Source organism: Pseudomonas sp. IT-P395 (assembly GCF_949767675.1).
Lineage (GTDB): Bacteria > Pseudomonadota > Gammaproteobacteria > Pseudomonadales > Pseudomonadaceae > Aquipseudomonas.
On the sequence record NZ_CATKPW010000016.1, the window covers coordinates 1 to 16,876 of the forward strand.

Genomic DNA, 16,876 nt, shown 5'->3' on the forward strand with positions numbered 1-16,876 from the left:
TACTCGCGACAGCGAACAAATTTGCACAGTTATTTTCGAATCAGAACACTAGAATAGCCCCACCTTATTCGGAGCCAGAGCCTTTATGTCAGAGTCGGTTGACGCCCCCGGGCTGTCAGATTTACCGCTGGAAGACTTGGTGGCCTGTCACGAGTGCGACCTGCTGATGCGCAAGCCCACACTTGCCCACGGCGAAAAAGCGCTCTGCCCACGCTGCGGTTACGAGTTGTACGCTCACCGTCACAACGTGGTGCAGCGCAGCCTCGCCTTGGTGATCGCAGCCTTATTGCTGTACATCCCGGCAAACTTTTTACCCATCATGCAACTCAATATCCTCGGACAATCCTCGCAGGATACGGTCTGGAGTGGTGTGCTCGGCCTGTTCAATACGGACATGCAGGGCGTTTCGATTGTCGTATTTCTGTGCAGCATGGCCATACCGCTGCTCAAGTTGCTGTGCCAGTTGTTCGTGTTACTGACGATCCGCTTCAATGTCGGACGCAGCTATGGCTTGCTGCTCTATCGCATTTATCACCACCTCAAAGACTGGGGAATGCTCGAGGTCTACCTCATGGGCGTACTGGTGGCGATCGTCAAACTGGCAGACATGGCAGCCATTACCGTAGGCCTGGGTTTGGCGTGTTTCATCGGCTTGTTGTTGGTTCAGGTCTGGCTGGAAGTGGTGATGTCACCGCACCAGATCTGGCAGGCGTTATCAGGAGAGGACGCTCATGCGGGCGATTGATGCGGGCATTCTGGTGTGTACTGAATGTCATGAGTTGAACAGGCAGGAAGCGGACACCGACGAGCAGACCTGCACCCGCTGCGGTGCATTGGTGCACGCTCGCAGGCCTGACAGCCTCACCCGTACCTGGGCACTGCTGATCACGGCAGCGATTATCTATATTCCAGCCAACGTGCTGCCGATCATGACTGTCAGTTCTTTGGGCCAGGGTGATCCGAGCACTATCATGTCCGGCGTGATCCAGTTGGTGCAGCACGGCATGATTCCGATCGCGGCTGTGGTGTTTATCGCCAGTATTCTCGTGCCCACCTTCAAACTGGTGGGTATTGCGCTGCTGCTGTTTTCGGTACAACGACGCCAACCGTTGTCCGCGCGTCAGCGTATCTGGATGTACCGCTTTATCGAGTTCATCGGCCGCTGGTCGATGCTCGATATTTTTGTGATCGCCATTCTCGTGGCGGTCGTCAACTTCGGCCGGCTTGCCAGTGTCGAAGCCAATCTTGGCGCCATCGCCTTCGCCAGTGTGGTGATTCTGACGATGCTCGCCGCAGTAACTTTCGATCCCCGACTGATTTGGGATAACACGGAGTCGGACGACGACCATGACTGATTTGCCCGTAGCGAAAACCCGACCGGCTTCGAACTGGTCTGCCATTTGGGTTCTGCCTCTGATCGCGCTGATCATCGGCGGCTGGCTCGGCTGGCGTGCCTATTCCGAAACTGGTATCGAGATTCAGATCCGCTTTGAAAGCGGTGAAGGCATCCAGGCCAACAAGACCGAGGTCATGTACAAAGGCATGCCGGTCGGTAAGGTCAAGGCGCTTAAGCTCGACGATGAAGGCAACTCAAAAGGTGTGATCGCCACCGTTGAGATGAACAAAGACGTCGAGCAATACCTCAAGACCAGCACGCGCTTCTGGCTGGTCAAACCGAGCGTGACCCTGGCCGGTATCACCGGCCTGGAAACTCTGGTTTCGGGTAACTACGTGGCTATCAGCCCCGGCGAAGGCGAACCGACGCGCAAGTTCAAGGCGCTGGCCGAAGAGCCGCCGTTGTCGGACGCCAAGCCCGGTCTGCACCTGACTATCAAGGCGGATCGTCTCGGATCACTGAACCGTGGCAGCCCCGTGTTCTACAAGCAGATCAAGGTCGGCCAGGTCAAAAGCTACCTGCTCTCGGAAGACCAGAGTACCGTCGAGCTCAAGGTTTTCATCGAGCCGACCTACGCCAAACTGGTGCGCAAACACACGCGTTTCTGGAACGCCAGCGGCATCAGCATCGACGCCAACCTGTCCGGGGTGAAAGTGCGCAGCGAATCGCTGGCCAGCATCGTCGCCGGTGGTATCGCTTTCGCCACACCCGAAAACCGCAAGGACAGCCCGCCGACCGATCCAAGCCTGCCATTTCGTCTGTACGAAGACTTCGACGCGGCCGCTGCCGGGATCCGTGTGAAGGTCAAACTCAGCGATTTCGAAGGTCTGCAGGCTGGCCGTACACCAGTGATGTACAAAGGTATTCAGGTCGGCAACCTGAAGGCGCTGAAGGTCGATCCGGACCTGAACAGCGCCACTGCCGAACTGACTCTTGATCCGTTGGCTGAAGACTATCTGGTGGACGGCACGCAGTTCTGGGTAGTGAAGCCGTCGATTTCCCTGGCGGGCATTACCGGTCTGGAAGCCTTGGTGAAAGGTAACTACATCGCTGTGCGTCCGGGTGATAAAGGCGCGCCGCCGAAACGCGAGTTCGAGGCACGGCCGAAGGCGCCGCCGCTGGATCTGCGTTCGCCGGGCCTGCACCTGGTGTTGTTCACCGACACACTTGGCTCGATTGATGTCGGCAGTCCGATTCTGTTCAAACAGGTCAAGGTCGGTTCGGTTCAGAGCTACCAGTTCTCCAAGACTCGCAAGCAGATAGTCATCGGTGTGCACATCGAGAAGGAGTACGAAAACCTGGTCAACGCCTCGACACGCTTCTGGAACGTCAGCGGTGTCACGCTGACCGGCGGGTTGACCGGCGGAATCCAAGTGAAGAGCGAGTCGCTGCAAACCCTGATGGCCGGCGGTATCGCTTTCGAAACACCGCAAGCCAAGGCGCCGTTACAGAAGCGCATTCCGCGCTTCCGTTTGTTCGCCAACCACGATGACGCTAATCAGAAGGGTGCCGTGGTCACGATCAAGGTCGATCGCGCCGATGGTTTGCGCAGCGGCACGCCAGTTCGCTTCAAGGGCCTGGATGTCGGCAAGATTGAAAGCGTTGATCTGACTGACGATCTGCAATCGGTGATCCTCACGGCGCGCATCACTGAAGTGCCGGAGAAGATCGCCCGGGTTGGTAGCCAGTTCTGGGTGGTAAAACCGGAGCTCGGCCTGATCAAGACAGAAAATCTGGAAACCCTGGTGACCGGGAAGTACATCGAAGTGCAACCGGCGGCGAAGAACCTCGGCCCGCAGAAGAACTTTGTGGCCTTGGCCAATGCGCCGGAAGTGACCAAGCAAGAGGCCGGTCTGAGTCTGGTCTTGAGCGCGGCCCGTCGTGGTTCGCTGAAGCCGGGTGTGCCGGTGACTTACCGTGAAATTACCGTGGGTAAGGTCACCGGTTATGAACTGGGCCAGACAGCTGATCGGGTGTTGGTGCACATTCTGATCGAGCCGAAATACGCGCCGTTGGTGCGCAGCGGTAGCCGGTTCTGGAACACCAGCGGTGTCGGGTTTGATATCGGTTTGTTCAACGGGCTGACGGTGCGCACCGAGTCGCTGGAGACGGCGATTCAGGGAGGGATTGCCTTCGCCACGCCGGATGGCGAGCGCATGGGTAACCCGGCACGGGCGGAGCAGACGTTCCCGCTGTTCGACAAGTTTGAGGATGAGTGGCTGACCTGGGCGCCGAAGATTTCACTCGGTAAGTGATTCTATGGTGTCTGAAGTGGCGCCATCGCGAGCAGGCTCACTCCCACAGGGGAGCGCATTCCAACTGTAGGAGTGAGCCTGCTCTAGCGATAGGGCCCGCAAAATCAGCACAAATCCCAAGCCATAAAAAAGGGCCGCGATCCAAACAGATCGCGGCCCTTTTTTTGCCTTCAGTTAATGCCGATCAAACCGCATCCAGCTCCGGCTCATCCGCTTCAACATTGACCGTAGCCTTCACCACATCATGGCGACGGATGTACTTCCAGTCCGCCTCATCAATGTAGATCCCCGCCGGGCCGCTGCCACCTTCCAGGTCGATCGCGACACTGGCGCAGACCTGCGGCTTCACACTCGCCAGAATCGGCACGAAGCCCAGTTGCAGACTGGTTTCCAGCAGTGCAGCCTGGTTTTTCTCGTCGATGTCTGCGGCCTCGTCGAGGTAGTACGGCAGACGCACGCGACCGGCCAGATCGCGATCCATCAAGTGCAACAACAAGTACATGTTGGTCAGCGCCTTGATGGTCATGGTCGTACCGTTGGACGCCGCGCCATCGATGTCGGTGTGGATCACCGGCTGGCCGTTGACCTTGGTGATCTCGAAGGCCAGTTCGAACAAGTCCTTGAGGCCGAGCTGGTTGTGGTTTGCCGCCACCAGCCGCGCCAGGTATTCCTTGGCCTCTTCGTTCTTGTTGTCCTGCTCGGCACTTTGGCTGAGGTCGAACACCGACAGGGTTTCGCCTTCTTCGTACTGACCGGCGCTGTGGATGATCTGGTCGATGTGCTTGAGGGCTTCCTTGTTCGGCGCAAGGACGATGCGGAAGCTCTGCAGGTTGGACACTTGACGCTTGTTGATCTCGCGGTTGAACAGCGCCAGTTGATGTTCGAGGCTGTCGTAGTCGCTGCGAATGTTGCGCAGGGTCCGGGCGATATCGGTGACCGCCGCACGACGGGCCTTGCCCAGTGTCAGCGCTTCATCGGTGCGGTGCGCGTAAGCGTTGATCAGCAGTGACAGGCGGCGCTCCATGTCGTCTTCGCTGTCGAACTTGGCCACACCTTTGAGGCGCACCTGTGCGTACAGCGCTTCAATCTGGCCGTCGGCGCGCAGCAGACCTTGCCAGCTGTCCTGATAGTCATTGAGCAGCGGCAGCAGGTTGTCCATCGAATCGTCGACCGGATCCATGAACGGCGTACCGAACGGCAGATCCGCCGGCAGCAACTGACGGCGACGCAGCGCATCGTCGAGGGTGCGTTGCTTGGCTTCCATATCGGCGATCTGGCGGCCGACCAGTTGCAGCTTGGCCGACAGTTGCTGGACACGTTCGGTGAAGGCGTCACTGGAACGCTTGAGTTCGTCCTGCGCGCCTTCCATCTGCGCCAGTTGCTCGAGCTTGTCGCTTTCTTCAGCGCTCAAAGTCTGCGTGCGGCGGAAATCTTCCAAGGCTTTCTGCGCGTCCAGCACTTGCTGGTACAGCGCTTCGGTCTGGGTCTTGCTCGCGGCGCGGTCAGCAGCAACGGCCTGTTGGGTCTTGAGCTGTTTCAGCTCTTTTTCCAGACGCTCTTTCTGATCGCGCAACGCGGCACGGTCGGCCAGTGCTTGCAGGGCCGGCGGCTCGATGTGCGAGATGTCGATGGACAGGCCCGGCACTTCGAAGCGCTCGCCTTTGAAACCATCGAGAATCAGCTCGACCGATTTGACCCACGCACCATCGTCGTCGAGGGTGATGCCGTGTTCGCCCAGCGGCAGGCTGAACAGCGCGCTGTTGAACAGACGCATCAAGCGCTCGACGTCCTGTTGCGAGAACTCCTCGCGCAGACGGGCGTAGCTGTTGTTGTCGGCGTGATCGAGTTGCTGCTTCACCGACTTCAGGCGTTTTTCCAGATCGCGTACGCGCTCTTCCAGATCTTCCGCACTGAATTGACGCGATTGCGCCAAGGCACCGGCCAGTTCGTCGTGGGCGTCTTTGGCGGCGAGCAATTGTTGCTCAAGCACTTTGACGTCATCGACCAGGGCGAAGCGATTTTTCAGCACCGACAATTCGCCGAGCCAGCGCTGGATACCGGAAATTTCCCGCTCCAGACGCATCAGTTCCTGAGTGCCGCCGCGCTGATCGTTTTGCAGACTGTCCTGCTCGCCACGGTAGTGGTCGGCCTGAATCGTCAGCTCTTCTTTGCGCGCACTGGCGTAGTCCGACCAGGTGCCGAGCAACGAATCCAGAAGTGGCGACAGGCGATGCAGTTTGCCGCGCAGCACGTCGCGCTGTTTCACGCCGTTGGCCAAGGCTTCAACCAACGGGCCGGCAGCGACCAGCGAGTTGTAGTCCTGTTCCATCCGGCGCACGTCGCGGAAGGCTTCTTCGCAGGCGGCGATGTAATCGACGCTGCCGGAACGCAGGCTATGTTCGAAGGCATCGAGGAACAACTGCTTGAGCTTGGCCGCGGTGATTTCGCGCATGTGCAGCAGGTTGATGAACAGCGCACGGAAGGTCTTCAGGCTCTGCTCGCTGGTGGAGCGCAGCGGAATCAAAGTCAGATCCAGCGGGATCGACGTGTGACCGCCTACCAGCAAGCGACGCAGTTCATCAGGCTTGAGTTCGTAGGCTTTCAGGCCTTCTTTTTCAAGGTTGCTGAACAGCTCTTTCTGGCGCAGGCAGGTGTCGTTCTTCTGGTAATGCGCCAGATCGAGCTTGCCGGCGTAAGCAAAGAACTGGTGACCGAAACCGCCGCCCGGGCCGCGACCAACCACGCCGATCACGTGCGGGCCGTGGGGCAGATTCACTTCGACAAGGATGTAGCTGGTGTCGGAAGCGAAGTAGAAGCGCCGCGATTGTTCCAGGCTGTATTTGCCGAAACTCATGTCCGACATGCGCGCCAGAATCGGGAACTGCAAGGCGTTGATCGACGCCGATTTACCGAGGTTGTTTGCGCCGTAAACTGACAGCGGTTCTTCCAGCGGGAACAGACCGAGGCTGTAACCGGCGGTGTTCAAAAGGGCAAAGCGGCGGATGCCGTAGCGTTCCTGGCTCATGCGTCGGACTCCTGTTCTTCGGCAATGGCGCGGGCCAGTGCGTCTTCTTCGCTCTCTTCTTCAAATTCGGAAAGATCGAGCGGGTCGTCGGTTTCGAGGAATTTGGCTTCGGCCGCTTCGTCGATCAGCACCGGTGCTGGCAACGGCAGCACGCTGTGCACGCTGGCCGCCAGATCACGGTCCTGCTGTACCGACAGGCAGACGTCGAGGAAGCGGTGCATCGGCGGCAGGAAGCGGTACACGCCGTTTTCTTCGCTCGCAAAACCGAGCTGAGTCATGCGGCGCATGATCTTTTCTTCGAGTTCTTCAACGGTCTGCACTTCGGCCTGAATGAACAGGTCGCGGTATTTCTCCAGCAGCGACGGCAACTCTTCGCGGCCGAGGCTGCCGCCATCGAGCACGGCAATCGGGTCGCGGCCCTGATCGGCCAAGTGCTCGACGAGGATGAAGGTGAACAGCGCCAGACGCTGGGCAGTCTTGTTCACCGCCGCGGCGGCCATGTCCGGCACAAAGTAGTAGAAACCACGGGTATCGCAGACCAGTTCAAAGCCCAGCGCCTTGAACAGCGTGCGGTATTGATCCTGGAAGTTCGACAGTTGCGTGTACAGCTCCGGGTCGCGGCGGCTGACGTGGTAACCCTTGAACAGCTCGCGGAAAATCGGCGCGAGTTGCGACAGTTCGGAAAGATCAAGATGCATTGGGGATGCTCGCAGAATTCTCGGCGGCGTTATCGCTGGCCGAGAGCAGGGCGAAGGAGCGCAGGCTGACCTGGTGCTCGTGAGTGTGGTATTCGCGGCGTTCCAGACGCTCGCGCTTGAAGCGTTTTTCCCGCGACAGGCGCGAGAACCAGTAGAGCAATTCGTCGGTGGCGCCGTCCGGTTCCTGTTCCAACAGCCAGGTCATCAGATCCGGCATCGGCAGGGCTTCTTCGCAGCGGTCGACCATCTCGCGAACGGTGCGTGGCGCGCGTGGGGCTTCGCCTTTCTGCGTTTTGTGCGCTTTCGGGAAGCGCGCCGGTTTCGGCTCGAATCGCGCCAAGGCATAAACGTAGGCTTCGACCTGACTGGCGCTGCCGAGGAAGGTGCTCTGCGGGCGGGTAAACAGCGGCATCGCCGCTTGCGGCACGGCGTCGATGCCTTTGCGGCGAATCGCTGCCAACGCCAACGCGGCGCCACGGGTCACGGCGTTGTGCCGACGCGCTTCTTCACGCAGCGGCAGCAGCAGTTCACGGGCATGACGCAAAGTCAGCTGGGCACTGGTCTGCATTTCGAGGATGCGCGCGTGGGTGCGCAGCAGCATGTCGTCATCGACCAGATGGCCGAGGCGCTGCTGTTCGCTGAGCATCTTCAGCAGCACGGTTTCGACCTTGCGCACGCCTTGTTCGAAGGCGCCGTCGGCGTTCACCAGATCGATCATCGGCTCGACGTATTCGTCCCAGGTCGCCAATACTTCAGCGTAACGCTGACGCAATGGAATCTGCCGATCGCTGGTCTTCGCGCGCTCGGCGACGGCGACCAGGGCCTGTTCGTCGTTGTCGAGCTTCTTCAGCACATCGCGCACGCGCATGTCGAGCAGGCGCAACTGGCGGGCAAGGTCGTGGCCGTCACGGACTTCGAACGCGTCCTGGATGTAACCGGCCAGACGCTCGAGGTGACGCAGATAGGCTTCGATTTCCAGGCACAGGCCCAGCCGGTGCTCACGACGCAGGTAAGCGAGGAAGTCGTGAATCTGCGCATTCAGCTCGAAACGGTTCGGGCTTTTCGCCACCGGAATCAGAATATCGAGGCGAATCCACACGTCGAGCAGGCTGGTGATGTCCTGCGGTGTGCTGTCCAGTTGTTGGGCGGCCAGTTGCGAGCGCAGTTCGTTGAGGCTCAATGTGCCTTGGTCGAAATGCTCACACAGTGGCTCAAGCAATGCCCAGTGTTCAGCGAGGGCGCGCAAGACGCGCTTGGGTTCGATCATCGGAATGCCCGGCTGGTTGGCAATGAAAAGCGGCGATTGTACTGCATCACGAAGGATGCGATTCACTCTCGGGACGGACTGTCGCTTTCTTTAGACCAAGTCTATCGATCAACAACGGGCGATCTTGAGCGAACGGCGGTAGAATCAGCGCACTTCAGTTATCCACAAGTGGCCGACCCTTGCTAATCGAGTCCCGCCGCCGCGCCTATTTGAACGCCATGCAGGTGGTCAACTGGCTGCCGCGCACCGAATTGCCTTTCGCCGCGCCTTCACGGCCCGAGCTGTTGGACATGCCCGAGCCCGAGGTAGAGGCGCCGGTGGTGCTTGCGCCTGCGGTCGAAGCGCCCGCGCAGCCTGCTGCTCGTCCGGCCGAACGGCCGAAGATCGAAGTGCCGCGTCCTTCGTTGGCCAGCACCCGGACCAACGCCAAACCGGTGGAAGAGGCCGACGACACGCCGGTTGTCGCCAAACCGGCGCCAGTGCCACCGCCACGTTTTGCTCTGCAATTGCTTCGTGCCGGGCGCTGCCTGTTGTTGGTCGAGTTACCCACAGGTGAACCGTTCCAGAGCCGTGATCCGGCTTATCTGTTGCTCAAGGACATGCTGCGCGCCGCCGGTCTGCCGGATGCACCGCAAATCGTCGGCGAACCGGTGCGTTGGCCTTGGCTCAATCGCGGCACCATGGATCAGGGCCCGGACGCGGCGCGCGACTTCGTTCAGGGTTTCCTTTCGGTGCAAATGGAAGCCGCTCCGTGCGCCTGCCTGTGGCTGATCGGCCTGCCGGCGGTACGTTTTGCCGGTGAAGCGGATGCCGAAGCATTCAATCGTGAATTGCAGATCGAAGGTCTGGGCTCGGCCTGGGCCATTCCCGGTCTGGAATTGTTAATGGAAGAGCCACAGCGCAAAGCCGCTGTGTGGCAAGCCATGCGTCGGCTGATGGCGCGTTGGAAAGAATCGAATGAGTGACGCTGTATCGTTCCGCCCGATGACCGAGGCGGATCTGGAAACCGTGCTGAAAATCGAGTACGCCGCTTACAGCCACCCGTGGACTCGCGGGATTTTTCTTGATGGGCTGGGCAAGTACCAGATCTGGCTGATGTTCGAGGGTGAGCAGCAGGTTGGTCACGGGGTGGTGCAGATCATTCTGGATGAGGCGCATCTGCTCAACATTACCGTCAAACCTGAGAATCAGGGGCGTGGGCTGGGGCTGACGTTGCTTGAGCACTTGATGTCGCGGGCGTATGCGGCTTCGGCGCGGGAATGTTTTCTGGAAGTGCGTGACAGCAATACGGGCGCGTTCAAGTTGTATGAGCGTTATGGCTTCAATGAGATTGGCCGGCGTCGGGATTATTATCCGGCGGTGGGCGGGCGCGAGGATGCCGTGGTCATGGCCTGCACCCTGGTTGACTGATGACCTGTAGGAGCTGCCGAAGGCTGCGATCTTTTGATTTTGATGTTACGACCAAGATCAAAAGATCGCAGCCTTCGGCAGCTCCTACAGGGGGGCACGTCTGCTAGCGGTTGCCATCCAGCGGATCACGCCGCGCCAGTTCCGCCTCATCCAGCCCATTGCCACCGCCAATGTCATCCTCGTCGACAATGCTCAAATCCCAATCCGCCTGATTGCCTTCCCCGGCCTCTTCGGCATCCCGCGCACCGTCTTCGTGAATCAGCGTTTCCGGGCTCAAGTCATCGTCGGTGGGTTCATGGTCAGCGGTCGATGCACCGGTAAAACCGGCCTCGCGCACCCGCTCACGCGGCATCAACTGCTCGCGCTCACGCTCCGGGATCTCATCACCGATTTTCGCGCTGGGCTGGTCTTCATCGAAATCCAGCTCATGCACCGAACCCATGCGGTCTTCGTTATCATCAATGGGTTCTGGTTGCACCGCATCGTAAGGGCGTCGTGAATCAGTCATGGCAATTCCTCATACTGTGGGCCTTACTTAGGTGGACTCGCCGGGCACACGAGAATTCCAATGAAATCACTTGCGTTGGCGGCGTGACCCCGACGGGCGGTCGTCTGTCATACCAGCGCATCTTTCTTGAGGCCTTACAGCATGCATGACTTACAAGACCTGATTGATAACAACGAGCGTTGGGCTGACGCGATCACCAAGGAAGACCCGGATTTCTTCGCCAAACTGGCGCGCCAGCAAACGCCGGAATATCTGTGGATCGGCTGCTCCGATGCGCGTGTGCCGGCCAACGAAATCGTCGGCATGCTGCCGGGCGATCTGTTCGTGCACCGCAACGTTGCCAACGTGGTGCTACACACCGACCTCAACTGCCTGTCGGTGATCCAGTACGCGGTCGACGTACTCAAGGTCAAACACATCCTCGTCACTGGCCACTACGGCTGTGGCGGTGTGCGCGCGTCAATGCAGGATCGTCAGTTTGGCCTGATTGATGGCTGGCTGCGTTCGATTCGCGATCTGTACTACGAGAAACGCGAAGAACTGGCCAAGCTGCCGACCGAAGAAGAGCAGGTTGATCGGATGTGCGAACTCAACGTGATCCAGCAAGTGGCCAACGTCGCGCACACCAGCATCATCCAGAACGCCTGGCATCGTGGGCAGAGCCTGTCGATCCACGGTTGCATCTACGGCATCAAGGATGGTCGCTGGAAAAGCCTGAACACCACCATCAGCGGTTTTGAGCAATTGCCGCCGCAGTATCGTTTGCGTCCGGTTGGCGCTTTGTAACCGGGCTGTCAGCGCAAACCCGAGAGCCGCCAGCGCTGTAAAAAGTGCTGGCCCTCGATACTGGGTGGCTCGTCGTGACCGGTGATCCACCCTCGACAGCGTTTGGCTGCGCAGCCGCAGGCAAACTGATGCAGCAGTTTGTCTTCGGTGGCGGCGTAGTCCATGGTCAATCGCTCCCCCCTGTGGATATCTTTTAACGCCCACAACCACAGCTCGCTCATGTCGAGAAATACGTTGGGGTCGCACGCGTGTTCGATCAAACCGCAAAAGCGCGGATCGTAAATGTGGATGCCCGTCAGCATTTGTCGGGTCTGTCGGCAGCGATAGGGCAGTAGTTGCCCGGACACCCGGCATATCCGATGACTTTGCACAAACTCGCTTCGCGCTGCGACCGCCATAGGGCTGCCGTGCGCATCGTGGATGATTTCGAAATCGGCACTGGCGGGAAACCCCAGTCGCACGGGCAAACCGGCGAAGGGGTAAATACCCTCAGTATCGCGTGGCGCCGATTGCGCCATGGCGTGGATATTCATAACAGTCCTTGTCGCAAAGATTTTGCGACTTCTTTGGGTTGACGTCCTGTCAGCACTGCAACACTTCTGTTTGGATCCAATCGTGTCGTATTAGGTATAGCCGGTCTACTGTCAGATCTGACAGGCGATTTAGACGCTTTCCCGCGTCAGCATTGGCTGACACGGGAGCGCTTTCGGCGATTACAGGTGCGGGGCGGGAACGGCGGTGGCCGGCAGCGGTGCCTGCAATTGCTTCAGTTGCGCCTTGATCGGGGTGGTCGCGCACTTGGCGACGGCCTGATCCGGGGTCAGGTTGCGGATCGAGGTGTAGAACAACTCGCAGGTTTTGACCTTCTGCGTCACCTGCCACGTCTGTGTGCAACTGTTGAGGGTGGCCTGCGCATCGCTGCCCGGTTTGCTGCCCATGCCAGCCTGCCAGCAGGCCGCGCTCAAATCCTGACCCATGACTTTCAGACCCGCAGCATCAGCCTTGGCCTGGGCGTCGTCGCCGGTGTAGCTTTTCGGGTCAGCGGCATACCAGATATAGCTCGGATGGTTGGAACCCAGCACCGGCACTTTCACGCCTTCGCTTGGGCTGATCGTCGCCAGGCCCAAGACATTCACGGTTGGCCCGTATTGTTGCTTGATCCAGTTACGCACCGGTGCGCCGAACGCGACCATTGGCAGCGTCGTGCCGCTGGCGGTCTGGCTGAACTGTTTGACCAGGGTGGTCTGGTAGTCCTTGAAATAGTCATACACGCCTTCCAGATCACTGCCGGCGTTGGACGGTGCCGCGATCGGGGCGATGTCGATAATGGTCTGGAACGCTGGTGTCTGGGTGGCGGGGATGCCGTTGTCGGTCAACAGAGTCGCCCAACGATCGGTGGTGTTCGAACGCAGATAATCCTGCGCTTGCGTCAGCGAGTAATCCGGCGGGAAATGCAGCAACTCGACACTTTTGCGGTTTTCCAGAGCCATGCCCAGCGGCAGGAACAGGTACCAGCTGTAGGCCCATTTGCCATCGGCGTTGAGCTTGCTGGCGCCGGTGTAGGCCAGATCCCCGGCGTCCAGCAGCGCCGACAGCGGTTTGTCGTAATCCTTTGGCACGCCGGTGATTTCGGCGTAGAGCTGGCCGTTGTCGGTTTTTACCAACACCTTGGCATCGGCATAACCATCGCGTTGCACGCTCTGGCTCAGGTAATGGGCGACGGTCTGTTCCAGCGTCCAGTTGCGGAAGCAGATCACGCTGCAATTGTTGGGGTAAGCGAAGAGACGGGTGACGCGTTCGGTGCTGCCCAGTTTCAGATCGACATCGGCGTGGGCGGCAGCGCTCAGTGTGAGCGCGGCGAGGGTGAATCCTGCGAGTTTGAACATGCTCAGATCCTTTTCAGCGTGGGTTCCCCCGCGTATCGGGGGCGCCTCATAGTGGATCAGCCGCGTTTGACAGAGAAGCCGTCATCGGCAGATTTTTGCGCAAACTCGCAGGGCGGGTTTTCAAGCCTGAAAATGCAGGGCGTTGGTCAGATCGCCCATGGGTTTCTGACCCCGGGCAATCATCGCCTCGTCCCGTTGCTTGAGGCCGTCAAGGGTCTCCAACTGGAAGACACGGGTGATCAGCCGCAGGATCGACGCGGTGTCGTAGACCGTGTGATCCACCGTGCCTTTGCGCGCGAACGGCGACACTACCAGCGCCGGCACGCGTGACCCCGGACCCCAGCGGTCGCCCTTGGGCGGCGCGACGTGATCCCACCAACCGCCGTTCTCATCGACCGTGACGATGACCACCATGTTTTTCCACTGGGGGCTTTCGCGCAGCACTTTCAACGCACGCACGATATGCCGATCCCCGGAGGCCACGTCGGCGTAACCGGCGTGCATGTTCAGGTTGCCTTGCGGTTTGTAGAAGCTCACCGCCGGCAACTTGCCCGCTTCGGCATCGGCGAAAAACCTGTTGGTGCTCGACTCATCCCCCAGACCGGCATCGCGCAGGCGTTTATTGCGTTCGGCGGGATTCTCCGGGCCTTGCTGCTTGAAGTAGTTGAACGGCTGATGGTGATACTGGAAGTTGGGGATTTTCGGAATGCCGCCGGAATCCTTGTACTGATCCAGCGTCGCCTGCCACGCACCGGCATACCACGCCCAGTCAATGTTCTTTTTCGACAACTTGTCGCCGATATGCTCGTGGGTCTGCGGCACCATGACGTTGGGCAGATCCGCTTTCGAATACGCCGGGCGCTCGGGGTCGCGAATCCAGGTGGGCCAATAGGGCGGGGCGAGGGTGTTGACGCCAAAACCTTCCGGGGTCAGCGCACTCGGGCCGAACTGCGGCGGGCCGCTCATGGCGCTGGCCGGCGATGCGTCCAGCGGCTTGAGGCGCGGATCGGCCGGATCATCGCTTTGCAGCGCGGCGATCTGCGACTTGGCCACCGAATTGGCTGCGTCCGGATAGAACGGCGCGGTGGCGCTGATCAGGTACTGGTGGTTGAGGAACGAGCCACCGAAGGCGCCCTGAAAGAAGTTGTCGCACAGCACGAACTCCTGAGCGACGTCCCACAGGCGCAGGGAATAACGGCTCTGCGCGTAATGACCCATGGTCAAACCACCGGAGTCGGCCCAAGCGACGAAGCCGTCGTTCTTGCCACCATTGATCTGCATCTGGTTCTGATAGAACACGTGCCACAAATCGCGGGTCACCAGACCGAATGGCAAGTCTTCGCCATTCGGGCCTTTGAGGGCGAACGGTGCATTGGGCAGGTTTTCCTGAAACTGCGTGGCGCTGGGGTAAGACACGCCATCGAGGGTTTGCGGGCCGATCTGCAGGACGCCGCCCCAAACGGGTGGCAGGGTTTGCAGCAGCGAGCCGTCGCGGTCACGTTGTTGATAGTCGCCGGGCTTGAGTGCGGCCAGCGGCTTTTCGACACCGGGGAAATCACCGAACAGATTATTGAAACTGCGGTTCTCGGCGTAGATCACCACCACGGTTTTCACCTGATCGCGCAGGGACTTGTCCAGTTCGGCGGGCGTCAGCGGGCGCTCGGCCGGTTTGCCCGGTTGATCACCTGCGCTGCCACACCCGGCCAGTGTGGCTCCGACACCGAGCACCGCGACGCCGCCGAGGAAGCGGCGGCGACTGGTGTCGGTGGGTTGATTGGATTCAGCTGCGTCAGTGCCGTCTGTGTCGTCTTTCATCGTTCAGCCCGTTTTGCTTAATTGTTTCAGTATGTTTCGGGCGGACGCTAGCAAGGGAATATGACGGTTGGGTGACAGAGCGTTTTGTCGTTGCGCTCCTAGCCGGGCATGAGCTGGGTGAGCGAATAGCCGAGCCTGCTGGCCGCTGTTACGGCGGTCATGACCACCAGAAACAGCAATTGCAGCGGACTGAAGTGCGCCCAGTGCAATGCGGTCAGCCATGGGCGGCGGCTGCTCAGTTCCGGATCGAGCGAACCGATACGGCGTTTGTGCACCAGCCCGATCAGGAGCGTGCCGACATAAGTGAGCGCGCCCAGCGGCCCGAGCATCAGCGAAAACAGCAGCACCATCATCCCTTGCGGTACTCCGTGGCGTATCAGCAGCCAGCGCGTGTCAGGGTTCCATTTGCGCGGTATCAGCCATTCGGTGAGCCACAGGTCCGGCACGATGACATAGGACGTGAGCACCACCCACCAACTCAGGGCAAAGCGAAAAAACAAAACCGGTACGCACGCAAACAACATCGGCATGAAGACGAGGTGCATGGCCGTTTTTTCTTGGGAGGACAGATGTTGCAGGAACAGCGCCAAGGCAATCGCTGTCCATACCCACACCCAGGTTTCGGCGGCAATTGGTCGTGGAAAGAACCGTCGCCAGTAAAAAACATCGGCATAAGGCAAACGTGCGAGCAGCTCGGGGAAGCGCCACGTAAGCTTTTCCGACAAGTCATGGCAGGCCTGCCATTCATTCTGGCCAAAGCCGTCGATGATTTTCTTTTGCTGCAGAGGCTTGAGCGGGTTGATCAACAAGTGCGCCGCCTGAACATCGGCCGCCCACGTGCGGTCGCTTTCAGCCTTGGCGCGCAGATTGTCGTAGAAACTTTCCTGCTCGCAGCGTTCGATCAAGGTGTCCCAGAGCCAGTCCGGTTGCGGGTGCAGGCCTTTGTTGTGATCCCAGCCGAACAGTTGGCCGATGCGGTCGAACAGCGGCACGCTCCACTCAGTGTCATTGAGCACGTGCAGCAGGGTTTGCTGCCATTGTTCGCGGCGATCGAATACCTGCAGCCACGGTTGAGCGCTGTAGCGTTTGAGCACGTTGAGAAATTCGCGTTCGCTCTGGCTTTCGAGCAGCGCTTGCAGGGCGTTTCGATAATCGGCCATCAGGCTTTCGGCGAGCAGGTCGCGCTGGCGATCATTCATCAGCACGTCTTGCCACGGCCCTAGCCATCCGAGGTGTTCGACGGCCCAGTGCAGCACTGGGCTGCGCAGATGTGGCTGGTCAAAACACCGTTGCAGCAACAGCCTTTCGTAAGCCTTGGCGCAGCCTTGCTGTTGCGCCTGATCCCAACGCTCGCCGAGATTTTCTGGCGACAGTCCCTCAAGCAGTTGCCGTGCGGCCTGCGCTTCAAGCACATACGCTTCTGTGTCCGGGGCCGCCGTCAGTGGCTCGACAGGCAAAACATCATCCTTCGCCGGCGGTGCAAAAGGCTCTGGGGCTGCCGGGTTGACGGGCGGAAAGTCGAGATCGGCAAATTCCCACGGCTGGTTTTGCCGGTGGCTGTGTTTGTTTGCCAGCGCAGCATCGAACGCCAGCGCGGCAAAGGCGCTGGACGCCGTGGCGACGTCGGTGTCTTGTTCCTCCTCGGGTTCGGCGTTTTCAAGGCGCCACCGGGCAATCGCCAGCGCTTGCTCGTAGGCTTCGCGCAGGCGTTGGAAGCCTTCGGCATCCTCATCGGGGCGGAAGGTTTTCAGCAGCCGCGCATAGGCGCGCTTGATGTCGCGGGCTTCGGCGTCATCGTGCAGGTGCAGCACCGACCAGCAATCCATGGCC

General features: G+C 59.7%; 14 protein-coding genes. 6 read left to right on the plus strand and 8 right to left on the minus strand.

Going from position 1 to position 16,876, the window contains the following annotated elements; genetic code table 11:
* Window positions 1–85 precede the first annotated feature (85 nt).
* From ACM6IN_RS13965 to ACM6IN_RS13975, 3 genes are read left to right on the plus strand one after another with little or no spacing between them, the layout of a single operon-like run.
* The gene (locus ACM6IN_RS13965) at window positions 86–745 is read left to right on the plus strand and encodes a paraquat-inducible protein A (protein WP_007912972.1); all 660 of its coding nucleotides are present in this window, start codon (window positions 86–88) and stop codon (window positions 743–745) included.
* Window positions 732–1,355, plus strand: coding sequence for a paraquat-inducible protein A (locus ACM6IN_RS13970; RefSeq protein ID WP_007912971.1), 624 nt, complete (start codon window positions 732–734; stop codon window positions 1,353–1,355). The genes ACM6IN_RS13965 and ACM6IN_RS13970 overlap by 14 nt, the downstream gene beginning before the upstream one ends.
* Entirely contained in the window at window positions 1,348–3,651 is a 2,304-nt protein-coding gene (locus tag ACM6IN_RS13975) for an intermembrane transport protein PqiB (RefSeq protein WP_007912970.1), read from the plus strand. The genes ACM6IN_RS13970 and ACM6IN_RS13975 overlap by 8 nt, the downstream gene beginning before the upstream one ends.
* A gap of 184 nt (window positions 3,652–3,835) precedes the next feature.
* Here the strand turns inward: ACM6IN_RS13975 and mksF are convergent, their stop codons facing one another.
* Genes mksF through mksB form a run of 3 tightly spaced genes read right to left on the minus strand, consistent with a single transcriptional unit; the run spans window position 3,836 to window position 8,641 of the window.
* Window positions 3,836–6,676 carry an Mks condensin complex protein MksF gene (gene mksF / locus ACM6IN_RS13980; protein ID WP_414916218.1) on the minus strand — a complete coding sequence of 947 codons (2,841 nt, stop codon included), beginning with the start codon at window positions 6,674–6,676 and terminating at the stop codon, window positions 3,836–3,838.
* Window positions 6,673–7,374, minus strand: a complete 702-nt coding sequence (gene mksE, locus ACM6IN_RS13985; protein ID WP_095114361.1) for an Mks condensin complex protein MksE — start codon at window positions 7,372–7,374, stop codon at window positions 6,673–6,675. Before mksE ends, mksF begins: the two co-directional genes overlap by 4 nt.
* Window positions 7,364–8,641, minus strand: a complete 1,278-nt coding sequence (gene mksB, locus ACM6IN_RS13990) for an Mks condensin complex protein MksB (RefSeq protein WP_162483039.1) — start codon at window positions 8,639–8,641, stop codon at window positions 7,364–7,366. Before mksB ends, mksE begins: the two co-directional genes overlap by 11 nt.
* A 218-nt stretch (window positions 8,642–8,859) precedes the next feature.
* Here mksB and ACM6IN_RS13995 point away from each other — a divergent pair, with 218 nt between their 5' ends.
* Together ACM6IN_RS13995 and rimI are read left to right on the plus strand one after the other, a co-directional pair.
* Entirely contained in the window at window positions 8,860–9,606 is a 747-nt protein-coding gene (locus ACM6IN_RS13995) for a hypothetical protein (RefSeq protein ID WP_007912965.1), read from the plus strand.
* A complete protein-coding gene (gene rimI, locus ACM6IN_RS14000; protein ID WP_007912963.1) occupies window positions 9,599–10,051 on the plus strand; it encodes a ribosomal protein S18-alanine N-acetyltransferase in 453 nt (150 codons plus the stop codon). Before ACM6IN_RS13995 ends, rimI begins: the two co-directional genes overlap by 8 nt.
* A 103-nt stretch (window positions 10,052–10,154) precedes the next feature.
* On the opposite strand, the gene ACM6IN_RS14005 is transcribed toward rimI, so the two are convergent.
* Window positions 10,155–10,559 carry a hypothetical protein gene (locus ACM6IN_RS14005; protein WP_007912958.1) on the minus strand — a complete coding sequence of 135 codons (405 nt, stop codon included), beginning with the start codon at window positions 10,557–10,559 and terminating at the stop codon, window positions 10,155–10,157.
* A 141-nt stretch (window positions 10,560–10,700) separates the two neighbouring features.
* On the opposite strand from ACM6IN_RS14005, the gene can reads away from it, so the two are divergent.
* Complete coding sequence (gene can, locus ACM6IN_RS14010; RefSeq protein ID WP_007912954.1) at window positions 10,701–11,345, plus strand: carbonate dehydratase; 645 nt, start codon at window positions 10,701–10,703, stop codon at window positions 11,343–11,345.
* An 8-nt stretch (window positions 11,346–11,353) separates the two neighbouring features.
* Here can and ACM6IN_RS14015 read toward each other — a convergent pair whose 3' ends face one another.
* The 4 genes from ACM6IN_RS14015 to ACM6IN_RS14030 all read right to left on the minus strand — a co-directional run bounded on the left by ACM6IN_RS14015 (window position 11,354) and on the right by ACM6IN_RS14030 (window position 16,872).
* Complete coding sequence (locus ACM6IN_RS14015) at window positions 11,354–11,878, minus strand: SET domain-containing protein-lysine N-methyltransferase (protein WP_007949698.1); 525 nt, start codon at window positions 11,876–11,878, stop codon at window positions 11,354–11,356.
* Window positions 11,879–12,058: 180 nt separating this feature from the next.
* Entirely contained in the window at window positions 12,059–13,231 is a 1,173-nt protein-coding gene (locus ACM6IN_RS14020; protein ID WP_414916219.1) for a hypothetical protein, read from the minus strand.
* Between the two features lie 120 nt (window positions 13,232–13,351).
* Window positions 13,352–15,046 carry an acid phosphatase gene (gene acpA / locus ACM6IN_RS14025; RefSeq protein WP_414916220.1) on the minus strand — a complete coding sequence of 565 codons (1,695 nt, stop codon included), beginning with the start codon at window positions 15,044–15,046 and terminating at the stop codon, window positions 13,352–13,354.
* A gap of 98 nt (window positions 15,047–15,144) precedes the next feature.
* Window positions 15,145–16,872, minus strand: coding sequence for a J domain-containing protein (locus tag ACM6IN_RS14030; RefSeq protein ID WP_414916221.1), 1,728 nt, complete (start codon window positions 16,870–16,872; stop codon window positions 15,145–15,147).
* Window positions 16,873–16,876: the final 4 nt, after the last annotated feature.